The following is a 19,387-nucleotide window of genomic DNA, read 5'->3' as shown; positions in this document are numbered from 1 at the left end:
GATCGTCGAGGACGATCCGCAGATGGTGCGGTTCCTGCGCGCCACCCTGACCGCCCACGACTTCGCGGTGTCGGTGGCCGAGGGCGTCGCCGCCGGCGCCACCGCCGCCGCCGCCGAACCGCCCGACGTCGTGCTGCTCGATCTCGGGCTGCCCGACGGCGACGGCCTGGAGCTCGTCCGCCGCCTGCGCCAGTGGACGGCGGTGCCGATCATCGTGCTGTCGGCGCGCGGCCGCGAGGACGACAAGGTCGCGGCGCTCGACGCTGGCGCCGACGACTACCTGACCAAGCCGTTCGGCGTGCGCGAGCTGTTCGCGCGCATCCGGGTCGCGCTGCGCCACCGCCCCGGCGCCGCCGCGACGGCCGTGCTCACCGCGGGCGCGATCACGATCGACGACGAGCGCCACGAGGTCCGGGTCGAGGACCGGCTGGTCAAGCTCACCCCGACCGAGTACCGGCTGCTCGCGCTGCTGGTGCGCCACGCCGGCAAGGTGCTGACCCATCGCATGTTGCTCAAGGAGATCTGGGGCCCCAACGCGGTCGAGCACGTCCACTACGTCCGAGTCCACATGGCCGCGCTGCGCGCGAAGGTCGAGGCCAACCCCAGCCGCCCCCGCTGGCTGCTCACCGAACCCGGCGTCGGCTACCGCCTGAGCGACAGCGGTGACGCGACGGCGTGACCGCGCGCGCGGCCGCCGCTAGAGCGTCTCGAGGTACGCGATCAGATCGCGCCGCTCGCCCGCGGTCAGCGAGGCGGTCTCGGACATGCCGTGGACCGTGGCCCGCTCGGCCAGGAGCGCCTCGAGCGTCGCGGCGCTGCCGTCGTGGTAGTAGGGCGCGCTCCGGGCGAGCCCGACCAGCGACGGCGTGTCCGACTGCGCGAGCGTGCCGCCGAGCTCGTGGGTGACGTTGTCGGTGTAGAGCGGGCCGCCGTGGCAGGTCGTGCACCCGACCTCGTCGCTCTCGAACAGGGCCTGGCCGCGCGCGACCGCGGTCGGGTCGCGCTTGATCGTGCGCGGGCGCGGCAGCGCCTCGAGGTAGGCCGCGAGCGACTTGGTCTGGCCCGGGGTCAGGCCGGCGCCGCCGAGGCGACGCATGGTCGAGGTCAGGCTGATCGCGAGATCGCGATCGCCGCCGTCCCACTTGTACGGGTGCGTGCCGGCGACGCGCCCGGCCAGCAGCGGGGTCTGCAGCTCGTGGCTCTCGATCCGCCACGACAACCCGTCGGTGCCGGCCTCGGGGTGGCAGCTCGAGCACGCCATCGCGCCGCGCGACGAGATCCGCCCGTCGTTGCCCTTGCGGAACAGATCGAAGCCCTCGTGGGCCTGCTTCGACATCCGCGTCGGCGCGACCGCGACCGCGCCGACCGTCGCGGTCGACGCCTCGCCGTCCATCGGCACGCGCACGACCTTGCGCGACACCGCGCAGAACACCCACGCGGTGCCGTCGGCGCCGACCGCGACGCCCTCGGGCCCGCAGCCGCCCTCGGCGCCCACGGCGACGGTGCGATCGAACCGGACGCCGGCCTGCCCGGCGGCGCCGAGCACGAGCAGCGAGTCCGAGCCGTAGCCGACGACGAACGCGCGGTCGCGCACCGGATCCCACGCGATCGCCTTGGGCTGGTGGTCGGCGATCTGCGCGGTCACCGAGCGGCTGGCGCGGGCGCCGGTGGCGATGAACGTGACCTGGTGCTTGATCGGCGGCTCGAAGCCGCCGCCGTACGAGCCGGTGTTCTCGCCGAAGCGCGCGTCCTGCAGCGGGATCGAGGTCTGGTGCGCGACCAGCGCGAGGTCGGCGCCGATGAACCGCGCGGCGAACGCGTTGCGCGCGTGGCCGCGCCCGCTCTCGCTGCCGCCGCCGAGCTGGCCGACGACGCTGGCCGCGAACGGGTTGCCGGTCGCGGACACCGCCGGCGACAGGCTGACCGAGGTGCCGGCCTGGGGCGTCGCCAGCTCGATCCGCTCGACCGCGCCGGTCACCAGCGACGTGACGAGCGCGGTGGAGCCGTCGGGATCGATCGCGACGCCGCGCGGATCGGGCGCCAGCGCCCGGCGCCAGCGCTCCTTGCCGGTGGCGACGTCGAACGCCACCAGGGTGCGGGCCGCGACCGTCGTGGTCAGCAGCATCGTGCGATCAGGCGTCAGCGCGAGGCCGTAGGGCTCGGTCGGCGTGCGCCAGCGGCCAGCGATCGTCAGCGACGCGCCCACCTCGACCACGATGATCTCGTCGGTCCCGCGGCTGGCGACGTAGGCCCGGTGCGTCACCGGGTCGAACACCAGCTGGGTCGCGGTGGTGCCGATCGCCAGGCGGGCGGTGGGCGCGCCGTCGGCGCCGGTCAGGACCAGATCGCCGCTGTCGGCGTCGATCACCAGCGCCTGCGCGCCGACCACCGCGATCGCCGAGCCTGACAGGTACGCCGCCTGCGCCGCGTCGAGGCCCGCCGGCGCCGGGGCGGCCGTGAGCGGCCGGCCGCCGAGCGCGAACGACGGCGGCGCCAGGTCGCGCGGCGACATCATCATCTTGCGGGCGGCCACGCGCTCGGCGTGGGCCAGGACGCTCGCGGCGGTCAGGGTTCCGAGGGCGACGGCGATCCGGCGGAGGCGCATGAGGTCTTGAAACGCACGACCCAGGGCCCCGATCTGACGTCGCAAATGTCAGGCAAACTGTCTATATAGTTCACTTTCAGCCCGCCGCGGCCCACCCCGCGACCACCGCCGCGGCGGCTCAGCTGCTCGTCAGCCGACGCCCGAGGCGGACCATCGGCGCCTCGATCGCGTGGTAGGCGACCACGGCCAGGGCCACGGTGATGGCGACGAACAGCACCAGCTCGAGCGCGAGCGACCCCGGCTGCCACAGCGAGAACACGATGTGCAACGCGGGCACGTGCAGGAGGTAGATGCCGTACGAGTAGGTCGCGACGCGCTCGGCCGCGCGGTTGAGCCAGCGGACCGGGCTGTCCGCGAACAGCGGGATCGCCAGGGCGATCGCGCTGCAGTAGACCCAGCCGAACCAGTAGATCAGCCGATCCGACACGGTGTGGGCCACGCAGTAGCTGGCGACCGCGCCCACGACCACGAGCGGCCACCAGCGCCCCGACAGCCGCGGCCGGATCCGGTCGCGCAGCACGTAGCAGATGACGCCGGCCAGGAAGCACGGCACGTACGCGGCCAGGTTCATGTGCCCGTGCTGGAGCTTGCGCAGCAGGTACCCGCCGACGGTCGCGACCACCATGAAGCCGACCAGCCAGCGCAGCGCGTCGCCGCGCCGCGCGATCAGGTACAGCACCGGCAGCACCACGTACATCTCGACCTCGTACGGCAAGCTCCACAGCGGCGTCAGCACGCTGTGCCCGGTCCACAGGTTCTGGATCAGCATCACGTTGGCGGCGATCTCCTGCCAGCTCGGCGGGTGGTACGGCTTCCAGCTGGCCTCGGGCCAGCCCAGCGCGACCACCGCCGCCACGCACACGACCGCGAGCGGGTAGATGCGCAGGCCGCGCCGCAGGTAGAAGCGCTGGAACCACGCGCCGCGCGTGGCGCCGCCGTTGCGCTCGAGCGAGTACATCAGCACCAGGCTGGTGTGGACGAAGAACGCCAGCACCCCGGCGTGGCCGATGTGCAGCGTCAGCTTCGACACCAGCTGCGGGATCTCGAAGCCGCGGAACGCGAGCGTCGGCACGAGGTGATCGACCACGACCGTCAGCACCGCGACCGCGCGCAGGATGTCGAGGTTGGGCGAGTTGTGCCGCAGGCGATCAACTCGCACGGGTGACGGCGACACGGCCTAGTTGTCGCACGAACCGCGGGCGCGGTCGCAGCCTCGGTCTGGCACATCGGGGAAGCGCGATTGGTCGAACAGCCCCCGCTCAGCTCGACGCCGAGGTGTAGCTGCGCAGCGCCAGCCGCCAGACCAGCCGGGCGACGACGGCGACGGCCGCGGCGGTGCCCAGGCACGCCAGCGCCGCGGTGCCGGTCAGCGTGCCCAGGAACGCCTGGGCCGGATACGTCGTCATCACCGCCAGCGGGATGACGAACGTGAACACGAACCGCCAGGTCCCGCGGAACACCGTCGCCGGCCAGCGCGCCGCGTCGAACACCGACGACAGCAGGTAGATCAGGTTGTCCATGCGCACGACCCAGAACGCGGTCGCGACGATCATGATCCACAGCGAGTACATGACGACCAGGCCGGCGAGCAGGAGCCCGACGCCGGCGCCGACCTGCGCCAGGCTGGGGTGCGCGTCGACCCGCACGAGCGCGTAGATCAGCAGGCCGACGCCGCCGAGCACGTCGAGGATGCGCCACGGCGCGAACCGCGCGGTCGACACCAGGAACTGCGCGTCGGCCGGCCGCAGCAGCGTGTAGTCGAACGCGCCCGAGCGGATCTGCTCGATCACCGCGCCCAGCGACGGGTTGACCGCGCCCTCGAGGACGCCGCGCATGATCACGAAGTTCGCCATCACGACCAGCGCGGCGCCGAAGCTCCACCCGGCCACGGTCGCGCGGTCGCCGTAGAGCACCAGGAGGGGGATCAGGTTCCACCCGAGCCAGTAGATCGACATGGCGCCCGACACCAGGAAGTCGGCGCGGTACTGCATCGACGTGACGAACGAGGCCCGGGCCTGCACGCCGAGCAGCCGCGCGTAGTAGCCGAGCCGCAGCGCGCTAGCCACCGAACGCCTCGTACCGGCGCACGCCGGCGCGCCACAGCCACGCCGCCAGGGCCAGGAGCGCCGCGGCCCACGCCCACTGCAACGCCACCAGCCGCGCGGCCGCCGTGGCGTCGGGCACGCGCCCGATCACGATCGCGACCGGATCGCCCAGCATCGACCGGAACGGCAGCACCGCGGCCAGGTCCTGCATCCACCCGGGCAGGAGCGGCAGCGGCACCAGGTAGCCCGACAGGATCGCGAACACGCCGAAGTAGACCTCGATGATGCCCAGGGTCTTGTCGAGGAAGAACGCCAGCGCGCCCAGGCACAGGAACACCCCGAACGTGAGCAGCCACGCGCCGATCAGCGCGGCCGCGACCAGCGCCAGGTGGGCGCCGTCGGTGACCAGCACGCCGCGCGCGCTCGACGCGAACACGATCGCGATCACCGGCGCGACCGCGAGCGCCCGCAGCGGCACCGCGCCCAGGTGGGTGCCGAGGTAGCCGGTGAACGGGTGCAGCGGTCGCAACAGCCGCGCGGCCACGGTGCCGGTGCGGATCTCCTCGGACATCTGCCACGCCACCCAGTTGCTGGTCAGGTTGCGCACGATCAGCACGACCAGGTAGTACGCGACGAAGTCGCGCGTGGCCCAGGCCCGGAACGGCGCCTCGTCGGCCACCGACGTCCACAGCCCCAGCATGACCAGCGGCATGGTCGTCGTCAGCAGCCACACGACCATCTCGGCGCGGTACGCCAGCGCCTCGACCAGGCCGATCCGGGTCAAGGTCGGCAGCGCCCGCAGCGTCGCCATCATCGCGGCGGGTCCGCGCCGACGCGCTTGTCCTTGAACAGCTTGCGCATGACGTCCTCGAGCGGCGGATCCTCGACCGCGAGATCGGCGCCGGCGCGATCGAGCAGGTGGCCGACGACCTCGCGCAGCCGGGCCTCGGGCACGCGCACGGTCGTGCGGCCGCCCTCGGCCTTGACCAGCTCGCCCAGCCGGGCGACCTCCTCGGGCGCGACCGCGCCGGTGAAGGACACCAGCTTGTCGGGCAGCATGGTCTTGACCAGCGCCCGCAGATCGCCGTCGTGGATCAGCCGGCCGCCGTCGATCACGATCACCCGCGGGCACAGCGCGACCACGTCGTCCATGTAGTGCGAGGTCAGGAGCACGGTCGCGTCGTGGCGCTGGTTGTAGTCGCGGATGAAGTCGCGGATCGTCACCTGCATCGCGACGTCGAGGCCGATGGTCGGCTCGTCGAGGAACAGCGTCGTCGGCCCGTGCAGGAGCGCGGCGGCCAGCTCGCACTTCATGCGCTCGCCCAGCGACAGCTGCCGGGTCGGCTTGTCGGTGAGGCCGGCGAGGCCGAGCAGCTCGGTCAGCTCGGCCAGGGTCCGGCGCGCGACCGCGGCGTCGACGCCGAAGACCGCGCGGTTGAGCGCGTAGGTCTCGCTGGGCGGCAGGTCCCACAAGAGCTGCTGCTTCTGGCCCATCACCAGCGTGATCCGGCGCAGGAAGTCGGGCTCGCGACGGAACGGCTGGTGGCCCGCGACCGCGACCGCGCCCGCGGTCGGGTGCAGCAGCCCGGCCAGCACCTTCATCGTCGTGGTCTTGCCGGCGCCGTTGGGCCCGAGGAAGCCGACGCGCTCGCCGCGCGCGATCGTGAACGTGATGTCGTCGACCGCCTTGACCGTGTCGTAGGTGCGCCGGACCAGCGACCGCAGCGCCGCCGCCAGCCCGGGCGGGCGACGGTGGACGCGGAAGTGCTTGGTCAGCCCCGCGACCTCGATCACGCTACTTCGGCCCCGCCTTGCCGGCGCCGCCGACGGCCTTGGCCAGCTCGCCGACGGTCTTGATCGGCAGCGCGTCGACCGACTCGCCCGACAGGATCGACTCGATCAGGTGGGCGCCGACCCCGGCGAGCTGGGTCAGGCCGTTGACGCGGCCGGCGATGCCGGCCAGGCGCGCGCCCCGATCCGCGGTCGCGCCCGCGGCCAGCGCGGCGTCGGCCTCGGCGAACTGCTCGAGCGCGTCCTGGATCCAGCGCAGCTCGCGCTCGCGCAGCACCCGCGACACCATCTTCCAGATGCTGGTCTCGGCCTCGTAGAAGTCGCGGCGCTCGCCCGCCACCCACGCCTTCTTGACGACGCCCCACTGCCCGAGCTCGGCCAGGAGCATCGACATCGCGCCCGACGACAGGGTCAGGCGCTCGCCGAGATCGGCGGCCGACAACGGCGCCTGCTCGAGGTACAGCACCGCCCACACCCGACCCATGTTGCGCTTGAAGCCCCAGTGCTCGATGAGCGCGCCGATCGCGTCGGCGATCCTCAACACCGCCGCCTCGCCGGCTGGATCGAGCGCCGCCACGGTCAGCCCCCGCGCGGCTTGATCGGCGGCAGCTCCCGGGTCGGCATCCGGGCCAGGCCGCCGCCCACGCCCGGGCGCGTGGCCGCCGCCGCGGTCTCTTCCTCGCGCCGGCGCGAGATGATCTCGACGATCTCGCGCTGGGTCAGGCCGCCCGACGGCCGCAGCGTCACGCCGGCCTCGCGCCCGGTCGACAGCTCGCGGGCGGTGACGTTCATGATCGACTCGACGTCGATCGTCAGGTTGAGCTCGACCCGGATGCTGCCGGGCGGCCCGGGCGGCAGGCCCTCGAGCACGACCTGCCCGAGCCGCCGGTTCTTGCGCACGTCGGCGTGCTCGCCCTGGTACAGCTCGATCGAGACGAACTTCTGATCGGCGGCGGTGGTCGCGAACAGCTTGCGGACCCGCACCGGCAGCATCGAGTTGCGCGCGATCAGCACCGAGAACCCGGCCTCGCCGACCTTGATGCCGATGTCGTGCGGGGTCACGTCGAGCAGCGCCGCGCCGTCGTCGTCGCCGCCGATGATGCCGGCGTAGCTGGCGGCGCCGATCGCGACGACCTCGTCGGGGTTGGCCCCGCGCGACGGCTTCTTGCCGAAGATGCGCTCGACCGCCGCCGGCACCGCGGGCCACCGGGTCATGCCGCCGACCAGCAGCACCTCCTCGAGCTCGGCCGCGGTCAGGCGGGCGTCGGCCAGGGCCCGCTGGCACGGCTCGTCGACCCGCGCCAGCTCGGGCGCGGTCCACTGCTCGACCTCGTCGCGGGTGAGCCGGCGCTCGAGGTTGAACGGCTGGCCGTCCTGGTCCTGGGCCAGGAACGGCAGCCGGATCCAGGCCTCGCGCTCGACCGACAGGCTCTTCTTGGCGGCCTCGCACGCCTCGCGCAGGCGCCCGAGCGCGACCGCGTTCTGCATCAGATCGATGCGGGTCTTGTCGAAGATCTCGTCGGCCATGCGCTCGACCATGCGCCGATCCCAGTCCTCGCCGCCGAGCGCGCTGTCGCCGCCGGTGGCCAGCACCTCGAAGATGCCGTGCTCGACCGACATGATCGAGATGTCGAAGGTGCCGCCGCCGAGATCGAACACGGCGATCAGCCGCCGGCGATCGCCGACCCGGTGGGCGCCGTACGCGAGCGCGGCCGCGGTCGGCTCGTTGAGGATGCGGACCACGTCGAGCCCGGCGATCGTGCCGGCGTCGCGCGTGGCCTGGCGCTGGTGCTCGTCGAAGTACGCCGGGACCGTGACGATCGCGCGGGTCACGGGCTCGCCCAGCGCGGCCTCGGCGATCGCCCGCAGCCGCCGCAGCACGTGCGAGGCGATCTCCTGGGGCGAGCGCGACGTCGCGCCGATCCGGACCCAGGCGTCGCCGTTGGGCGCGGCGACGATCCGATAGGGCGCGGTCCGGGCCAGGAGCGCGACGTCGTCGGAGTTGACCTTGCGCCCGATCAGGCGCTTGGTCCCGAACACGGTCTGCGCGGTGTTCGACACCGCCTGCCGGCGCGCGGGCGTGCCGACGATGACCTCGGTGCCGGTCGCGGGCCAGGCCACGACCGACGGGGTCGTGCGCTCGCCCTCGGGCGAGGCCAGCACCGTCGCGACGCCGCGATCGTCGATGACCGCGACGCACGAGTTGGTCGTGCCCAGATCGATGCCGAGGATGCGCGACGCCATGGCGCTACTCCTTCTTCCCCATCAGGCGCGACAGCAGGCCGCGCCGCTCGTTGGTAGCCATGCGGCGCATCTCGGCGAGCTCGCGGGCCGCCCGCTCGTTGGTGGGATCGATCTCGAGCACGGCCTCGAAGCGCTGCGCGGCCTCGAGCCGATCGCGCTGCGCCAGCGCGCAGGCCCTCGGCCAGCTCGATGCCGGCCCGGGCGTTGCGGTCGTTGGGGTTCTTGCGGGTGTAGATCTTGAAGACCGCCAGCGCCTCGTCGTAGCGGCCGGCGTCGAGCAGCCCGTCGGCGGCGCGGAAGTCGACCGGGCCGTCGTCGGCCAAGGTCGGCGGCGCCACCGCCATCGGCCGGCGCTCGGTCTCGGGCGGGCGGCCGCTCACGGTCGGGCCCAACGACGACGGCGCCGGCCGGCGCGGCGCGGTCAACACCGGCGGCGCCGGCGAGCCGGCCGGGGCCCGCGGCGGCGGCTCGGGCGGACGCGCGGGCGGCGGCGCCGGGGCCAGCGGCCGCAGCGTCGGGACCTTCACCGACGGGCGCGCGCCCACGGCCTGCAGCGCCTTGGCCCGCGCCGGCTCGTCGCCGAGCCGGCGGTACGCGTCGCGGATCAAGATGAAGATCTCGGCCGCGAGGCCGCGCAGCTCCTGCGACGTGTAGCGCGTGAAGCGATCGGGGTGGTAGCGCTTGGTCAGGCCCGCGAACGCGGCGCGGATGTCGGCGTCATCGGCCTCGTAGCCGACCCCGAGGACCTGGAACGGGTTGAGCCTGCGCAACGACTCGAGCTCCGAGGTGAGCGCCGCCAGCAGCTCGTCCTCGGCCCGGCTGAGATCCTGGCCGTCGTCGACGGCGGCCTCGGTCGCAGGCGCGGTGGTCCCGCCTTGCTTCGACGCCGACGCCAGCGCGGTCTCGATGAGCCACATCGCGCTCTCGGGCAGCGTGTTGAGCTTGATGTCGACGCCGGGGCCGCGGCCCCCGAGCCCGCCCGGGGGCACGTGCTCGGACACGACGCCGGCGAGCACGATCATCGACTCGGTCGGCAGCGTGAGATCGATCCGGACCGGCGTGCCGATCGGCGGCGGCTGCGACGCCTTCAAGAAGATCGCGTGCCGCGACAGGTCGCGGCGATGGATGCTCGACAGCTGCTGCCACGACGCGCACCGCAGCTTGATATTGAGGGGCGCCTGCGACACCGATGGGCGAGTATGGCAACCCCTGCGATCCGCCGCAACCTCGCAGATCCACATCCGAAAGGCGCACGCCCTCGGCCGCGCGCCGCCGCCGGCCCAAACGCGGCGCCCCGCAGGGGGCCCCGGCGCTCACCGCGGCGTGCGCTCGCGCTCGATGTCGGCCAGCAGGAGACGGTACTGGCCCAGCACGCGCTCGTGCCGGGTCTTGATCCGCTGCAGGTAGCCGTGGTCGCGGGTGCGGGCCATCGCGGCGAGCGCCTCGCTCTTGACCCGGCCGATGAACGCCTTGACGTCGTCGAACGGCTTGAGCACGAAGCCGACCACGCCGAGATCGGCCGCGCGCGCGGTCAGCGAGGGATCGCTGAAGCCGGTGATCAGGAACGCGGCGACGCCCGGCCGCTCCTTGCGCAGGCGCCGGACCACCTCGAGCCCATCGATGCCGGGCAGGCCGATGTCGACCAGCACCAGATCGAGGGCCGCGCCGCGCTGGCTCATGCGCTCGGCGTGGACGACGGCCTCCTCGCCAGTGACGAACGCGAACGTGGTCAGCGCGGCGTCCTCGAGGTGATCGACCAGGAAGTCGGCGACCTCGCGATCGTCCTCGACCACCATCACCACCGGCGCGCGCTCGGCGTCGACGTCGCTGGCCAGGTCGGTCGCGCGGCCGGCCTTGGCCGCCAGCTGCTTCTCGAGATCGATCGAGCGGCGCTCGGTCTTGACCAGGTCGCGCAGCATGTCCTCGATCATCTCGCGCAGCTGCCCGACCGCGCGGCGCTGGGCGCCGGTGTGGGCGCGGCGGCTGGAGGCCAGCGCCAGCGCCCGCGCGGTGACCTCGAACGACTCCGAGCCCAGGTCGACGAAGTCGACCGCGCCGGCGCGCTGGCACGCGATCACCAGCCCGACCGACGGCCGCTGGGCCACCGCCACCGGCGCGGCGTCCGGCACCAGCGCCGCGACCTCGGCGATCCGCGCCGCGGCGTCATCGATCGAGACCGCGCCCCGGGCGGCATCCTCGACGTCGACCATCACGACCGCGCCCTCGTCGTCGATCAGGGCCTTGGCGGCCTCGGCCGCGTCGGCGACCATCGCGGTCTCGGCGCCGCTGCGCACCAGCCGCTCGACCAGCGTCCGCAGCGCCGCCGCGGTGCCGCCGCTCCAGCCCCGGGCGGCGACGACGATCACCGTTTCGGGCACCGGCGCGATCACGACCGCGCCCCCCGGCGCGCGGTGCCGTCGGCGATGATCTCGGCGGTGGTGAACGGCGCGTCCAGGTGGCGCTCCGATCGGTAGGGGGTCTCGCGCAGGTCGCGGTCGTGCGGGCTGCCCGGAGCGTAGATCACGCCGCCGGGGCGCTCGAGCCGCATCGCGCTCGGCGGGCCGATCGGGGCAGCGGCCCGGGATCGCTGCGCCGCCACCCTGGCGGAGCTGTCGTGACCGTGCGGCAGGCGGGCGAGCAGCGGCGGGCGGGCGGCGCCGTCGTCGCCGGGCCCGCGGACTTCGTCGTCGCCCGCGCTGCCGCCGGGCCCGCGAGCGCCGTCCCCGCCGGCGAGCACGGCGGCGGCGACCACGACGACGACCATGGAGCGCAACATGGACCTCGACGATACACCGAGCGGCGTCGGCGCGTCCGCGATCTGACCGCGGCGTCAGCGCCATCGGGTCGCAGGTGCGGCCCGGGCTGGCGCGGCAGCGACGGCGATGTAGGATGCGCGCGATGTCGCAAGATGCCCCGGCGGTCGATCACCTGTTCCTGCGCGCGTGCCGGCGCGAGCCCGTCGAACGGACCCCGTGCTGGATGATGCGCCAGGCGGGGCGCTACCTGCCGGCCTACCGCGCGGTCCGCGCCAAGGCGTCGTTCCTCGACCTGTGCCACACCCCGGCGCTGGCGACCGAGGTGACGCTGCAGCCGATCGACGAGTTCGGCTTCGACGCCGCGATCTTGTTCTCGGACATCCTGATCACCCTGCCGCCGATGGGCCTCGAGGTGGCGTTCCCCGAGAAGGGCCCGGTGATCTCGAACCCGGTGCGCGATCGCGCGGCGATCGACGCGCTGGTGGTGCCCGACCCGGTCGCGACGATGCCGTTCGTGATGGACGCGATCCGACAGATCCGCGGGGCGCTCGGCGGCCGGGTGCCGCTGATCGGGTTCGCCGGCGCGCCGTTCACGCTCGTGACCTACGCGGTCGAGGGCAGCGGCTCCAAGGAGTACGCCAAGGCCAAGGCGCTCCTGTTCAGCGACTCGGCCGCGGCGCACGCGCTGCTCGAGAAGATGGCCGCGACCGTCGCCACCTACCTGATCGCGCAGATCGAGGCCGGGGCCCAGGCGGTGCAGCTGTTCGACAGCTGGGCCGGGGTGCTGTCGCCGGCCGACTTCGACGAGTACGCGCTGCGCTGGGCGCGCGAGGTGATCGCGCGGGTCAAGGCCCACCCGGCGGCCGCCGGCGTGCCGGTGATCTACTTCGCCAACGGCTGCGCGCCGTACCTGGCCACGTACGCGTCGAGCGGCGCCGACGTGCTCGGCGTCGACTGGCGGGTCGATCTCGACACGGTCCGGGCGGCGGTCGGCGACGGCGTGGCGCTGCAGGGCAACCTCGATCCCGGCGCGCTGTACGCGCCCCCCGACGAGATCCGCCGCCGCGTCGCGCGCGTGCTCGAGCAGGCGGGCCCGACCGGCCACATCTTCAACCTCGGCCACGGCGTCACCCCGGCCACCAACCCCGAGCACGTGCGGGCGATGGTCGAGGCGGTGCGCGAGCTGTCGACGCGAGGCGGCGCGTGAAGGTCGCGGTGGTCGGCGGCGGCGTCGCCGGGCTGACGGCGGCCTGGCGGCTGGTGCAGGCCGGCCACGACCCCGTGGTGATCGAGGCCGGCCCGCGGCCGGGCGGCGTGATCACGACGTCGAAGGTCGACGGGTTCGTGCGCGAGCACGCGGCCAACGGCTTCCTGTCGGGCGACGACGACGGCGCGGCCGCGCTGTGCGCCGAGCTGGGCATCGCCGTCGACGAGGCCGCGTCGGCGGCCAAGCGGCGCTGGATCTATCGCCACGGCGAGCTGCACCCGGTGCCGCTCGATCCGATCGGGTTCGCGCGCTCGAAGCTGATGTCGTGGCGCGGCAAGCTGGCGGTGCTGGGCGAGCCGCTGCGGCGCGGCCGCGACGTCGCGGTCGCCGGCGACGAGTCGATGCTCGACTTCGCGACCCGCCGGTTCGGCGCGGAGGCCGCGGCCGCGCTGATCGGCCCGGTCGTGACCGGCGTCTACGCGGCCAACGCCGCCGACATCTCCTTGGCGGCGGGGTTCCCCAAGCTGGCCGAGCTCGACGCCGCCGGCGGGATGGTGCGCGGGATGATCGCGCGCGCCCGCGGCGGGGCCAAGCGGCCGCGGCCCAAGATGTGCGCGCCGCGCGGCGGCATGGGCGCGATCCCGGCGGCGCTGGCCGAGCGCCTGAGCGCGCGGGTGCGCTGCGACGCGCCGGTGACGACGGTGACCCCAGTGACCGGCGGGGTCGAGCTCGACGGCTTGGCCGGCGGCCGCTACGACGCGGCGGTGCTGGCGGTGCCGGCGGCGGTCGCGCGCGGGCTGATCGGCGCGGCGGTGCCGGCGCTCGCCACGGCGCTCGAGCAGGCGGTCGCGGCGTCGGTGGCGATCGTCTACCTGGCGTTCGACGAGGGCGTGGTGCCGCCCGAGCGCGACGGCTTCGGCCTGCTGGTGTGCGCGGGCGAGCGGGTGCGCGCGCTCGGCGTGGTGTTCGAGAGCACGCTCTACCCGGCGCGCGCGCCGCACGGCGCGCGGCTGTTCCGCATGATCTACGGCGGCGGCCGCGACCCGGCGGCGGCGACGCTCGACGACGCCGAGCTGTTCCGGCTGGCACGCAGCGACCTGGCGGCGGTGCTCGGCGTCACCGCCGACCCGCGCCACCAGAGCCTGGTCCGGTGGAAGGGCGCGCTGTCGCAGTACGCGGTCGGGCACAAGGACCGGGTCGCGCAGTGGGACGCGCTGGCGCGGCCGCACCGGCTGGTGCTGTGCGGCGCCCCGTACCACGGCGTCGCGGTCAACTCGTGCATCGCCGATGGGCGGCGCGCGGCCACGGCGATCGCGGAGCTGGCGTGAATCCACGCGGCGCGGTCGGGCTGGTCGGGCTGGTCGGGCTGGTCGGGCTGGTCGGGCTGGTCGGGCTGGTCGGGTGCGGCAGCAAGCGCGGCGCGACGGTGGCGCCCGCGGGCCACGACGCGGGCGACGCCGGCGTGGACGGCGAGCTGCTCGACGCACCGCCGGCGGCGATCGCGACCGACGCCGCGCCGCCGCGGGCCGGGACCGCGCCCGGCTACCAGGTGATCGACACGGCCCACGCCGGCACGGTGCGGGTGACCGTCGAGTGGCCGACCGCGTCCGCCGCGCTGCGCCGGTCGCCGGGCCGGACCGCGTGCGGCGGCGAGCGTCCGCCACGCGTCAGGATCGGCACGCTCCACGGCGTCGCGGCCGCGGTGGTGATCATCGACGTCGGCGCCGGCAAGGCCGCACCGCCCGCGGGCCCGGTGCGCCTGACCGCGCGCGACTGCACGATCACGCCGGCCGCGGTGGTCGCGCCGGGCCTCGGCGACGCGCTGATCATCGAGAGCGCCGACGAGGCCGCGCAGACGGTCGTCGCGACCGCGCTCGGGCCCGCGTGGGACAGGCCCGCGACCGCCGCGCTGCGCGCCCGCGCGCACCTGCCGATGCTGGGCCACGCGGTCGCCGTGGCGTTGCCCGAGGCTGGCGCGATCGCGGTCGCGCTCGACGGTGCGCGCGACGACGCCGCGGTAGTGATCGCGCCGCCGCACCCGTACGTGGCGGTCACCGACGACGTCGGCGTGGTGCGCTTCGACGCGGTGCCGCCGGGCACCTACCCGGTGCGCGCGTGGTTGCCGGCGCGCGCGGGCCACGCCGCGGTCGCGGCGTCCGGGTCCGTGACCGTCGCGGCCGACGACGACGCGACGGTCACGCTGGTGCTGGCGCCGTGACCCTCGAGGCCCGCACGCCGGTGATCGTCGAGGACGCGCTGTGGAACGCGGCGCGGGCGCGCTTGCCGGCCGCGGTGCTGGGGGGACCGGCCCTGACCGCGGCCGTGCTCGAGCGCTCGCGCCGCTACACCACCGCGCGCGAGGGGCTGCGCGGACCGAGCGGCGGGGTGGCCGCCGCCGCCGACCTCGCGGCCCGCGCGCTGTTCTTCACGGTCGCCGACGCCGGCAAGCTGCACGTGCCGCTGGCCGAGCTGATCGCCGGCCGCGCGCCGGCCGGGTTCCTCGACGGTCCCGAGGTGCGCGTGCTCGACGTCGGCGCCGGCTGCGGCGCGATGACGCTCGGGCTCGTGACCTTCCTCGGCGCGCGCCGCTGGACCGGACGGCTGACGGTCACGCTGCTCGATCGCGACGCCGACGCGCTGGCGATCGGCGGCGCCGCGATCCGTGAGGTCGCCGCGGCGGTCGGGATCGCGTGCGACCTGAGCGCGCGCGACCACGACGTCACCGCGCCGCTGCCGCGCGGGACGTACGATCTGATCGTCGCCAGAACGGTGATCAACGAGCTGGCCGACGGCGCGGCGCTGGTCGCGCAGCTGGTCACCGGGCTGGCGCCGGCCGGCGTGGCGATCGTGATCGAGCCGGCGCTGCGGGACACGTCGCGCGGGCTCCACGCGATCCGCGACGGCCTGATCGCGGGTGGCACCGCCACGGTGCTGGCGCCGTGCACGCGTCGCGGCGCGCCGTGTCCGGCGCTGACCGACGAGCGCGACTGGTGCCACGACCACCGCCCGGCCGAGCTGCCGCCGCGGGCGCGCCAGCTCGCCACGGTCACCGGCCTGCGCGACGGCGACGCCAAGCTGGCGTTCCTCGCGCTGGCCCGGCCCTCGGCGGCCCCGGCGGCCTCGGCGGCCTGGCGGGTCATCGACGATCCGCGCGCCCCCAAGGGCAAGGTCGAGCTGACCGTGTGCGGCGAGGCAGGCTGGGTCGCGGTCCGCCTGCTGCGGCGGCATCGCGCGCCGGGCAACCGCGCGATCGAGCGCGCCCGGCGCGGCGACCTGTTGCGGATCGCGCCGACGCCGATCGACGGCGCGATCGAGCTCACCAGCGGCGACGCGGTCGACGCGGTCACGCGCTAGTGCTGGGCTGGCGCCAGGTCGGCCCGCGATAGGGCTGGCGGTTGGCGGACCGACGCGGGCTCGGCCGCGGGCCGCTGATTCTGGGCACATGTGCGGGTCGTGGTTGCTCCTGAGATCCCACGTGGGATCCTCAAGCCGTGCATCGTCCCGCTGGATCGCTGATGATCGCCGCCGTGATGCTGGTCGCCGCGCCAGCGACCGCCGCGCCACCGACTCGATTCAGCGCAGGTACGCGCCCCGCCGACGTGACGGTGTGCTTGCAACCGCTCGGCAAGGTCGATCAACGAGCGCTGACCTCGGTCGAGCGCGGCGTGACCGCGGCCTACGGCTTCGCCACGCGGACCCTGCCGCCGCGGCCGCTGCCCGCGGCGGCGTACTACGAGCCGCGCAAGCGCTATCGCGCCGACAAGCTGCTCGATCACCTGGTGGCCGAGGTCGTCCCGAGGTCCGGATGCGCGCTGGTGCTGGGCGTCGCCACAGTCGACATCTCGGTCACCAAGGACCAGCACGCCGACTGGGGCATCCTCGGGCTTGCGTACCTGGACTCGCAGGTGGCCGTGATCTCGACGTTCCGTACCAAGCGACGCGTGTCGGCGCGTACGTCGCTCATGCGCACGGTCAAGGTCGCGACCCACGAACTGGGCCACGCGCTCGGGCTGGACCACGACAACTCGGTGGCAGGCTGCATGATGAACGACGCTCGCGGAACGGTGCGCACGGTCGATCACGAGACCGGCGCGCCGTGCGCCCACGAACGCGAAGGTATTGAGGCCCGGCTCGGCGTCGACCTCCCAGACGTGACCACGCTCGACTGGGACCATGTGCTCGCGGCGCCGTGACCGGCCTCGACGCTACGCCCGGGGCGTCGGCGCGACTGGCGCAGCGCGGAGACCGAGGTCGTCGGCGCGGGCGGCGGCGGCGAGGCCGGCCGGGTCCGCACCGAGGATGCACAGACCGTAGCGCACCGTCATGACGGTGCGTACTGTGAGGCGATGACCACCGCGACCATCGAGCAGTACTATGCGGCGTTCAACGCGGGCGACTGGGACGGCATGCTCAGCCACCTGACCGACGACGTCGCCCACGACCTCAACCAGGGCGGCCGAGAGGTCGGCAAGGATGCGTTCCGGACGTTCCTCGAGCGGATGAACCGCTGCTACCGTGAGCGCCTCGAGGACATCGTGGTGATGGCCACGCCGGGCCGCGCCGACCGGTTCGCGGCTGAGTGGACGGTCCACGGCGAGTACGTGGGGACCGACGCCGGTCTGCCGCCGGCGCGTGGGCAACGCTACGTGCTGCCGGGCGGCGCGTTCTTCGAGCTCCGCGGTGGCGTGATCGCCCGGGTCACGAACTTCTACAACCTGACGGCGTGGCTGGAGCAGGTGAAGTGACCGCGCTGCGCGTCGAGCCGGTGTGCGGCGCAGCGATCGGCCAGTACCTGGCCGCGCTGGCGGTGCTGCGGATTGATGTCTTCCACGAGTGGCCGTATCTCTACGACGGTGACGTCGAGTACGAGGAGCGGTACCTGGCGCCGTACGCGACCGCCGCCGACACGCTGGTAGCGATCGCGTGGGCCGGCGACGAGCTGGTCGGCGCCGCAACCGCGATGCCGCTGGGCTCGCACGGCGACGAGGTCGCGCCACCACTGGTGGCGGCCGGATACGATCCGGCGACCGTCTACTACTTCGGCGAGTCCGTGCTCCGCCCCGAGTACCGCGGTCGCGGGCTCGGCCACCGCTTCTTCGATGAGCGCGAAGCCTTCGCGCGCACGCGCGGCTATCGGACCGCGGCGTTCTGCGCGGTCGACCGACCGACCGACCACCCGCGGCGGCCGGCGGACTACGTCCCGCTCGATCGGTTCTGGAGCAAGCGCGGCTTCGTCCGGCGGCCTGACGTCGTCGGTGGGTTCACCTGGAAAGATGTCGACGAGCCGGGCGAGACCCGCAAGGCGATGGTGTTCTGGGTGAAGGACCTGGGCTGACCGGGCTGACCGGGTCACGCGCTCGAGTTCGGTCGGACGACCGGGGTCGTGCAACACGCCCGCAGCGCCGCACGTACCAGGACCGGGAGCGTCGTCGCACCTCCCACGTGGGATCGGGCCCGGTCGATCGCCACCCGGGCCTGCTGCGGCAAGTACCCCAGCGTCGTGAGCGCAAGCCGCGCCTCGGCCGCGACGTCATCCGATGCCGACGGTGGTGCCGCGGGCGGCGCGCCGTACGGCCGCCCGTCGGCGTGCGTGAACACCAGGGCACCCGGTGCGCGCCCTGTGACCACGAGCCGCCCGTCGTGGATCGCCGCGTGGTGCGCCGTGCATACGACCGCGAGGTTCTCGGGCAGGTGGCTGCCACCGCTGGCTCGCGGGCGCAGGTGATGGACGTCGAGCCATCGGGACGCGCGACAGCCTGGCACGACACATCGGCCACGGTCGCGACGCACCACCGCGCGCCGAACGCGCGGCGGGATCGTCCGCGTCGCGACCGCCGGCTCGGCCCCGTCGACCCGGCCGAGTACCTCGGCGTCGCAGCTCGCCTGCTCGACCGCCGCGGGCGCGATCTCGACGGTGCGTCCGGCCGCGTCCTGCCAGGCACGACCACAGTCTGGACAGGTCGTGACCGCGATCTGGTAGGCCGGCTGGTCCGTCGCAGATCCCACGTGGGATCCGTCCCCGAGCGGCCCACGACACAGCGCCGCCATGAGGTCGTCATCCGTCAACGGTTGCCCGCAGGTCTCCTCGAGCGCACGCCGGGCCGCAAGAAACAGCGCGAAGGTCGCGGCCGACAGCTCCAGCCGCAGCCGATGGATCCGATGCGCCGGGTCGGGCGTGCTCTCGGGCAGGTCACCCGGTCGTCGCCCTGCGACCGCCCCCTCGATCTCGCGCACGGTCTTGCCGGCCATCGCGTCGAGCCAGGCGCGCTCGGTCCCGCTGGTCGCGACCCGTGTCAGCTCGCGCACCGCCGAGTAGGGGACCGTCCCCGCCGCCAGCGCCGCGGCGGTCGCCGGCAGCTCGGCGAGCGCGTCGGCGACGCGCAGCCGCTCCCGCGCGACGTTCGGCGGATATCCGAGCGTCCGCTCGAGGTACTCGAGCAGCGACCCGTACCCGAAATGCCGATGCAGTCCGACGGCGCGCGCGGTCCGGAGCCACACCGCCTCCTCGGCGTTCAGCGTCGCTCGCAGGGCCGCGATCCTCCGCAGCGCACGATCTGCCGCCTGCCAGTCGCGCGCGCCCTCACCCTCTCCCTCACCTACCTGGCTCGTCATGACCACCTCCGCGCGGTCAGGTAAGCACGCCTGCCCGAGCGCGCCAGCTTCGGCACGCCGCGTGCGCCGTCGGACAACCGGACAGCCCCGGACACCGTGCGGACGCCCTGGCCCCGGACACGCCAGC

At 74.2% G+C, this 19,387-nt stretch carries 18 protein-coding genes; 8 read left to right on the top strand and 10 right to left on the bottom strand.

The genetic code is table 11. The annotated features are described in order from the left end of the window. Positions 1–22 precede the first annotated feature (22 nt). Entirely contained in the window at positions 23–679 is a 657-nt protein-coding gene (locus IPL61_13920; GenBank protein ID MBK9032386.1) for a response regulator, read from the top strand. Positions 680–697: 18 nt separating this feature from the next. On the opposite strand, the gene IPL61_13915 is transcribed toward IPL61_13920, so the two are convergent. The 9 genes from IPL61_13915 to IPL61_13875 form a co-directional block, all read right to left on the bottom strand. Continuing rightward, positions 698–2,605, bottom strand: a complete 1,908-nt coding sequence (locus IPL61_13915) for a c-type cytochrome (GenBank protein MBK9032385.1) — start codon at positions 2,603–2,605, stop codon at positions 698–700. A gap of 118 nt (positions 2,606–2,723) precedes the next feature. Next, a complete protein-coding gene (locus IPL61_13910; protein MBK9032384.1) occupies positions 2,724–3,779 on the bottom strand; it encodes an acyltransferase in 1,056 nt (351 codons plus the stop codon). An 85-nt stretch (positions 3,780–3,864) separates the two neighbouring features. Continuing rightward, positions 3,865–4,596 carry an ABC-2 family transporter protein gene (locus IPL61_13905; protein ID MBK9032383.1) on the bottom strand — a complete coding sequence of 244 codons (732 nt, stop codon included), beginning with the start codon at positions 4,594–4,596 and terminating at the stop codon, positions 3,865–3,867. Between the two features lie 67 nt (positions 4,597–4,663). Continuing rightward, the gene (locus IPL61_13900; GenBank protein ID MBK9032382.1) at positions 4,664–5,464 is read right to left on the bottom strand and encodes an ABC-2 family transporter protein; all 801 of its coding nucleotides are present in this window, start codon (positions 5,462–5,464) and stop codon (positions 4,664–4,666) included. Continuing rightward, positions 5,461–6,444 (bottom strand): ATP-binding cassette domain-containing protein, encoded by a 984-nt coding sequence (locus tag IPL61_13895; protein ID MBK9032381.1) that lies wholly within the window; start codon positions 6,442–6,444, stop codon positions 5,461–5,463. Before IPL61_13895 ends, IPL61_13900 begins: the two co-directional genes overlap by 4 nt. A 1-nt stretch (position 6,445) precedes the next feature. Further along, positions 6,446–6,982 carry a hypothetical protein gene (locus IPL61_13890; protein ID MBK9032380.1) on the bottom strand — a complete coding sequence of 179 codons (537 nt, stop codon included), beginning with the start codon at positions 6,980–6,982 and terminating at the stop codon, positions 6,446–6,448. A 38-nt stretch (positions 6,983–7,020) separates the two neighbouring features. Further along, positions 7,021–8,685 carry an Hsp70 family protein gene (locus IPL61_13885; protein MBK9032379.1) on the bottom strand — a complete coding sequence of 555 codons (1,665 nt, stop codon included), beginning with the start codon at positions 8,683–8,685 and terminating at the stop codon, positions 7,021–7,023. Positions 8,686–9,998: 1,313 nt separating this feature from the next. Then, positions 9,999–11,063: a response regulator gene (locus IPL61_13880; GenBank protein MBK9032378.1), complete on the bottom strand. Its 1,065-nt coding sequence runs from the start codon at positions 11,061–11,063 to the stop codon at positions 9,999–10,001. Positions 11,064–11,071: 8 nt separating this feature from the next. Then, positions 11,072–11,461: a hypothetical protein gene (locus IPL61_13875; GenBank protein ID MBK9032377.1), complete on the bottom strand. Its 390-nt coding sequence runs from the start codon at positions 11,459–11,461 to the stop codon at positions 11,072–11,074. A gap of 122 nt (positions 11,462–11,583) precedes the next feature. Between IPL61_13875 and hemE the strand changes: the two genes are divergently transcribed. From hemE to IPL61_13840, 7 genes are all read left to right on the top strand, one after another. Continuing rightward, positions 11,584–12,648 carry a uroporphyrinogen decarboxylase gene (hemE, locus tag IPL61_13870; GenBank protein MBK9032376.1) on the top strand — a complete coding sequence of 355 codons (1,065 nt, stop codon included), beginning with the start codon at positions 11,584–11,586 and terminating at the stop codon, positions 12,646–12,648. Then, the gene (hemG, locus tag IPL61_13865) at positions 12,645–13,976 is read left to right on the top strand and encodes a protoporphyrinogen oxidase (protein ID MBK9032375.1); all 1,332 of its coding nucleotides are present in this window, start codon (positions 12,645–12,647) and stop codon (positions 13,974–13,976) included. The genes hemE and hemG overlap by 4 nt, the downstream gene beginning before the upstream one ends. Next, positions 13,973–14,866, top strand: coding sequence for a hypothetical protein (locus IPL61_13860; protein ID MBK9032374.1), 894 nt, complete (start codon positions 13,973–13,975; stop codon positions 14,864–14,866). The genes hemG and IPL61_13860 overlap by 4 nt, the downstream gene beginning before the upstream one ends. Then, the gene (locus tag IPL61_13855; protein ID MBK9032373.1) at positions 14,863–16,002 is read left to right on the top strand and encodes a methyltransferase domain-containing protein; all 1,140 of its coding nucleotides are present in this window, start codon (positions 14,863–14,865) and stop codon (positions 16,000–16,002) included. Before IPL61_13860 ends, IPL61_13855 begins: the two co-directional genes overlap by 4 nt. A 137-nt stretch (positions 16,003–16,139) precedes the next feature. Further along, entirely contained in the window at positions 16,140–16,841 is a 702-nt protein-coding gene (locus IPL61_13850) for a hypothetical protein (protein ID MBK9032372.1), read from the top strand. 153 nt (positions 16,842–16,994) lie between these two features. Then, a complete protein-coding gene (locus IPL61_13845; GenBank protein ID MBK9032371.1) occupies positions 16,995–17,393 on the top strand; it encodes a nuclear transport factor 2 family protein in 399 nt (132 codons plus the stop codon). Continuing rightward, positions 17,390–17,983 (top strand): GNAT family N-acetyltransferase, encoded by a 594-nt coding sequence (locus tag IPL61_13840; protein MBK9032370.1) that lies wholly within the window; start codon positions 17,390–17,392, stop codon positions 17,981–17,983. The genes IPL61_13845 and IPL61_13840 overlap by 4 nt, the downstream gene beginning before the upstream one ends. Before the next feature lie 14 nt (positions 17,984–17,997). Here the strand turns inward: IPL61_13840 and IPL61_13835 are convergent, their stop codons facing one another. After that, positions 17,998–19,146 (bottom strand): hypothetical protein, encoded by a 1,149-nt coding sequence (locus IPL61_13835; GenBank protein ID MBK9032369.1) that lies wholly within the window; start codon positions 19,144–19,146, stop codon positions 17,998–18,000. Between the last annotated feature and the right edge of the window lie 241 nt (positions 19,147–19,387).

The organism is Myxococcales bacterium (assembly GCA_016717005.1).
In the GTDB taxonomy this organism is placed as follows: Bacteria; Myxococcota_A; Polyangia; order Haliangiales; family Haliangiaceae; genus UBA2376.
Note: the sequence above shows the minus strand (reverse complement) of the source record. Positions and strands in the feature narration are given on the sequence as shown.

Bases quoted from the DNA above. Each gene is read 5' to 3' on its own strand.
- IPL61_13920 (MBK9032386.1), top strand. From the start codon at position 23: ATGGTGCGGTTCCTGCGCGCCACCCTGACCGCCCACGACTTCGCGGTG.
- IPL61_13915 (MBK9032385.1), bottom strand. From the start codon at position 2,605: ATGCGCCTCCGCCGGATCGCCGTCGCCCTCGGAACCCTGACCGCCGCG.
- IPL61_13900 (MBK9032382.1), bottom strand. From the start codon at position 5,464: ATGATGGCGACGCTGCGGGCGCTGCCGACCTTGACCCGGATCGGCCTG.
- hemE (MBK9032376.1), top strand. From the start codon at position 11,584: ATGTCGCAAGATGCCCCGGCGGTCGATCACCTGTTCCTGCGCGCGTGC.
- IPL61_13845 (MBK9032371.1), top strand. From the start codon at position 16,995: ATGACCACCGCGACCATCGAGCAGTACTATGCGGCGTTCAACGCGGGC.
- IPL61_13905 (MBK9032383.1), bottom strand. From the start codon at position 4,596: ATGCAGTACCGCGCCGACTTCCTGGTGTCGGGCGCCATGTCGATCTAC.
- IPL61_13875 (MBK9032377.1), bottom strand. From the start codon at position 11,461: ATGTTGCGCTCCATGGTCGTCGTCGTGGTCGCCGCCGCCGTGCTCGCC.
- IPL61_13885 (MBK9032379.1), bottom strand. From the start codon at position 8,685: ATGGCGTCGCGCATCCTCGGCATCGATCTGGGCACGACCAACTCGTGC.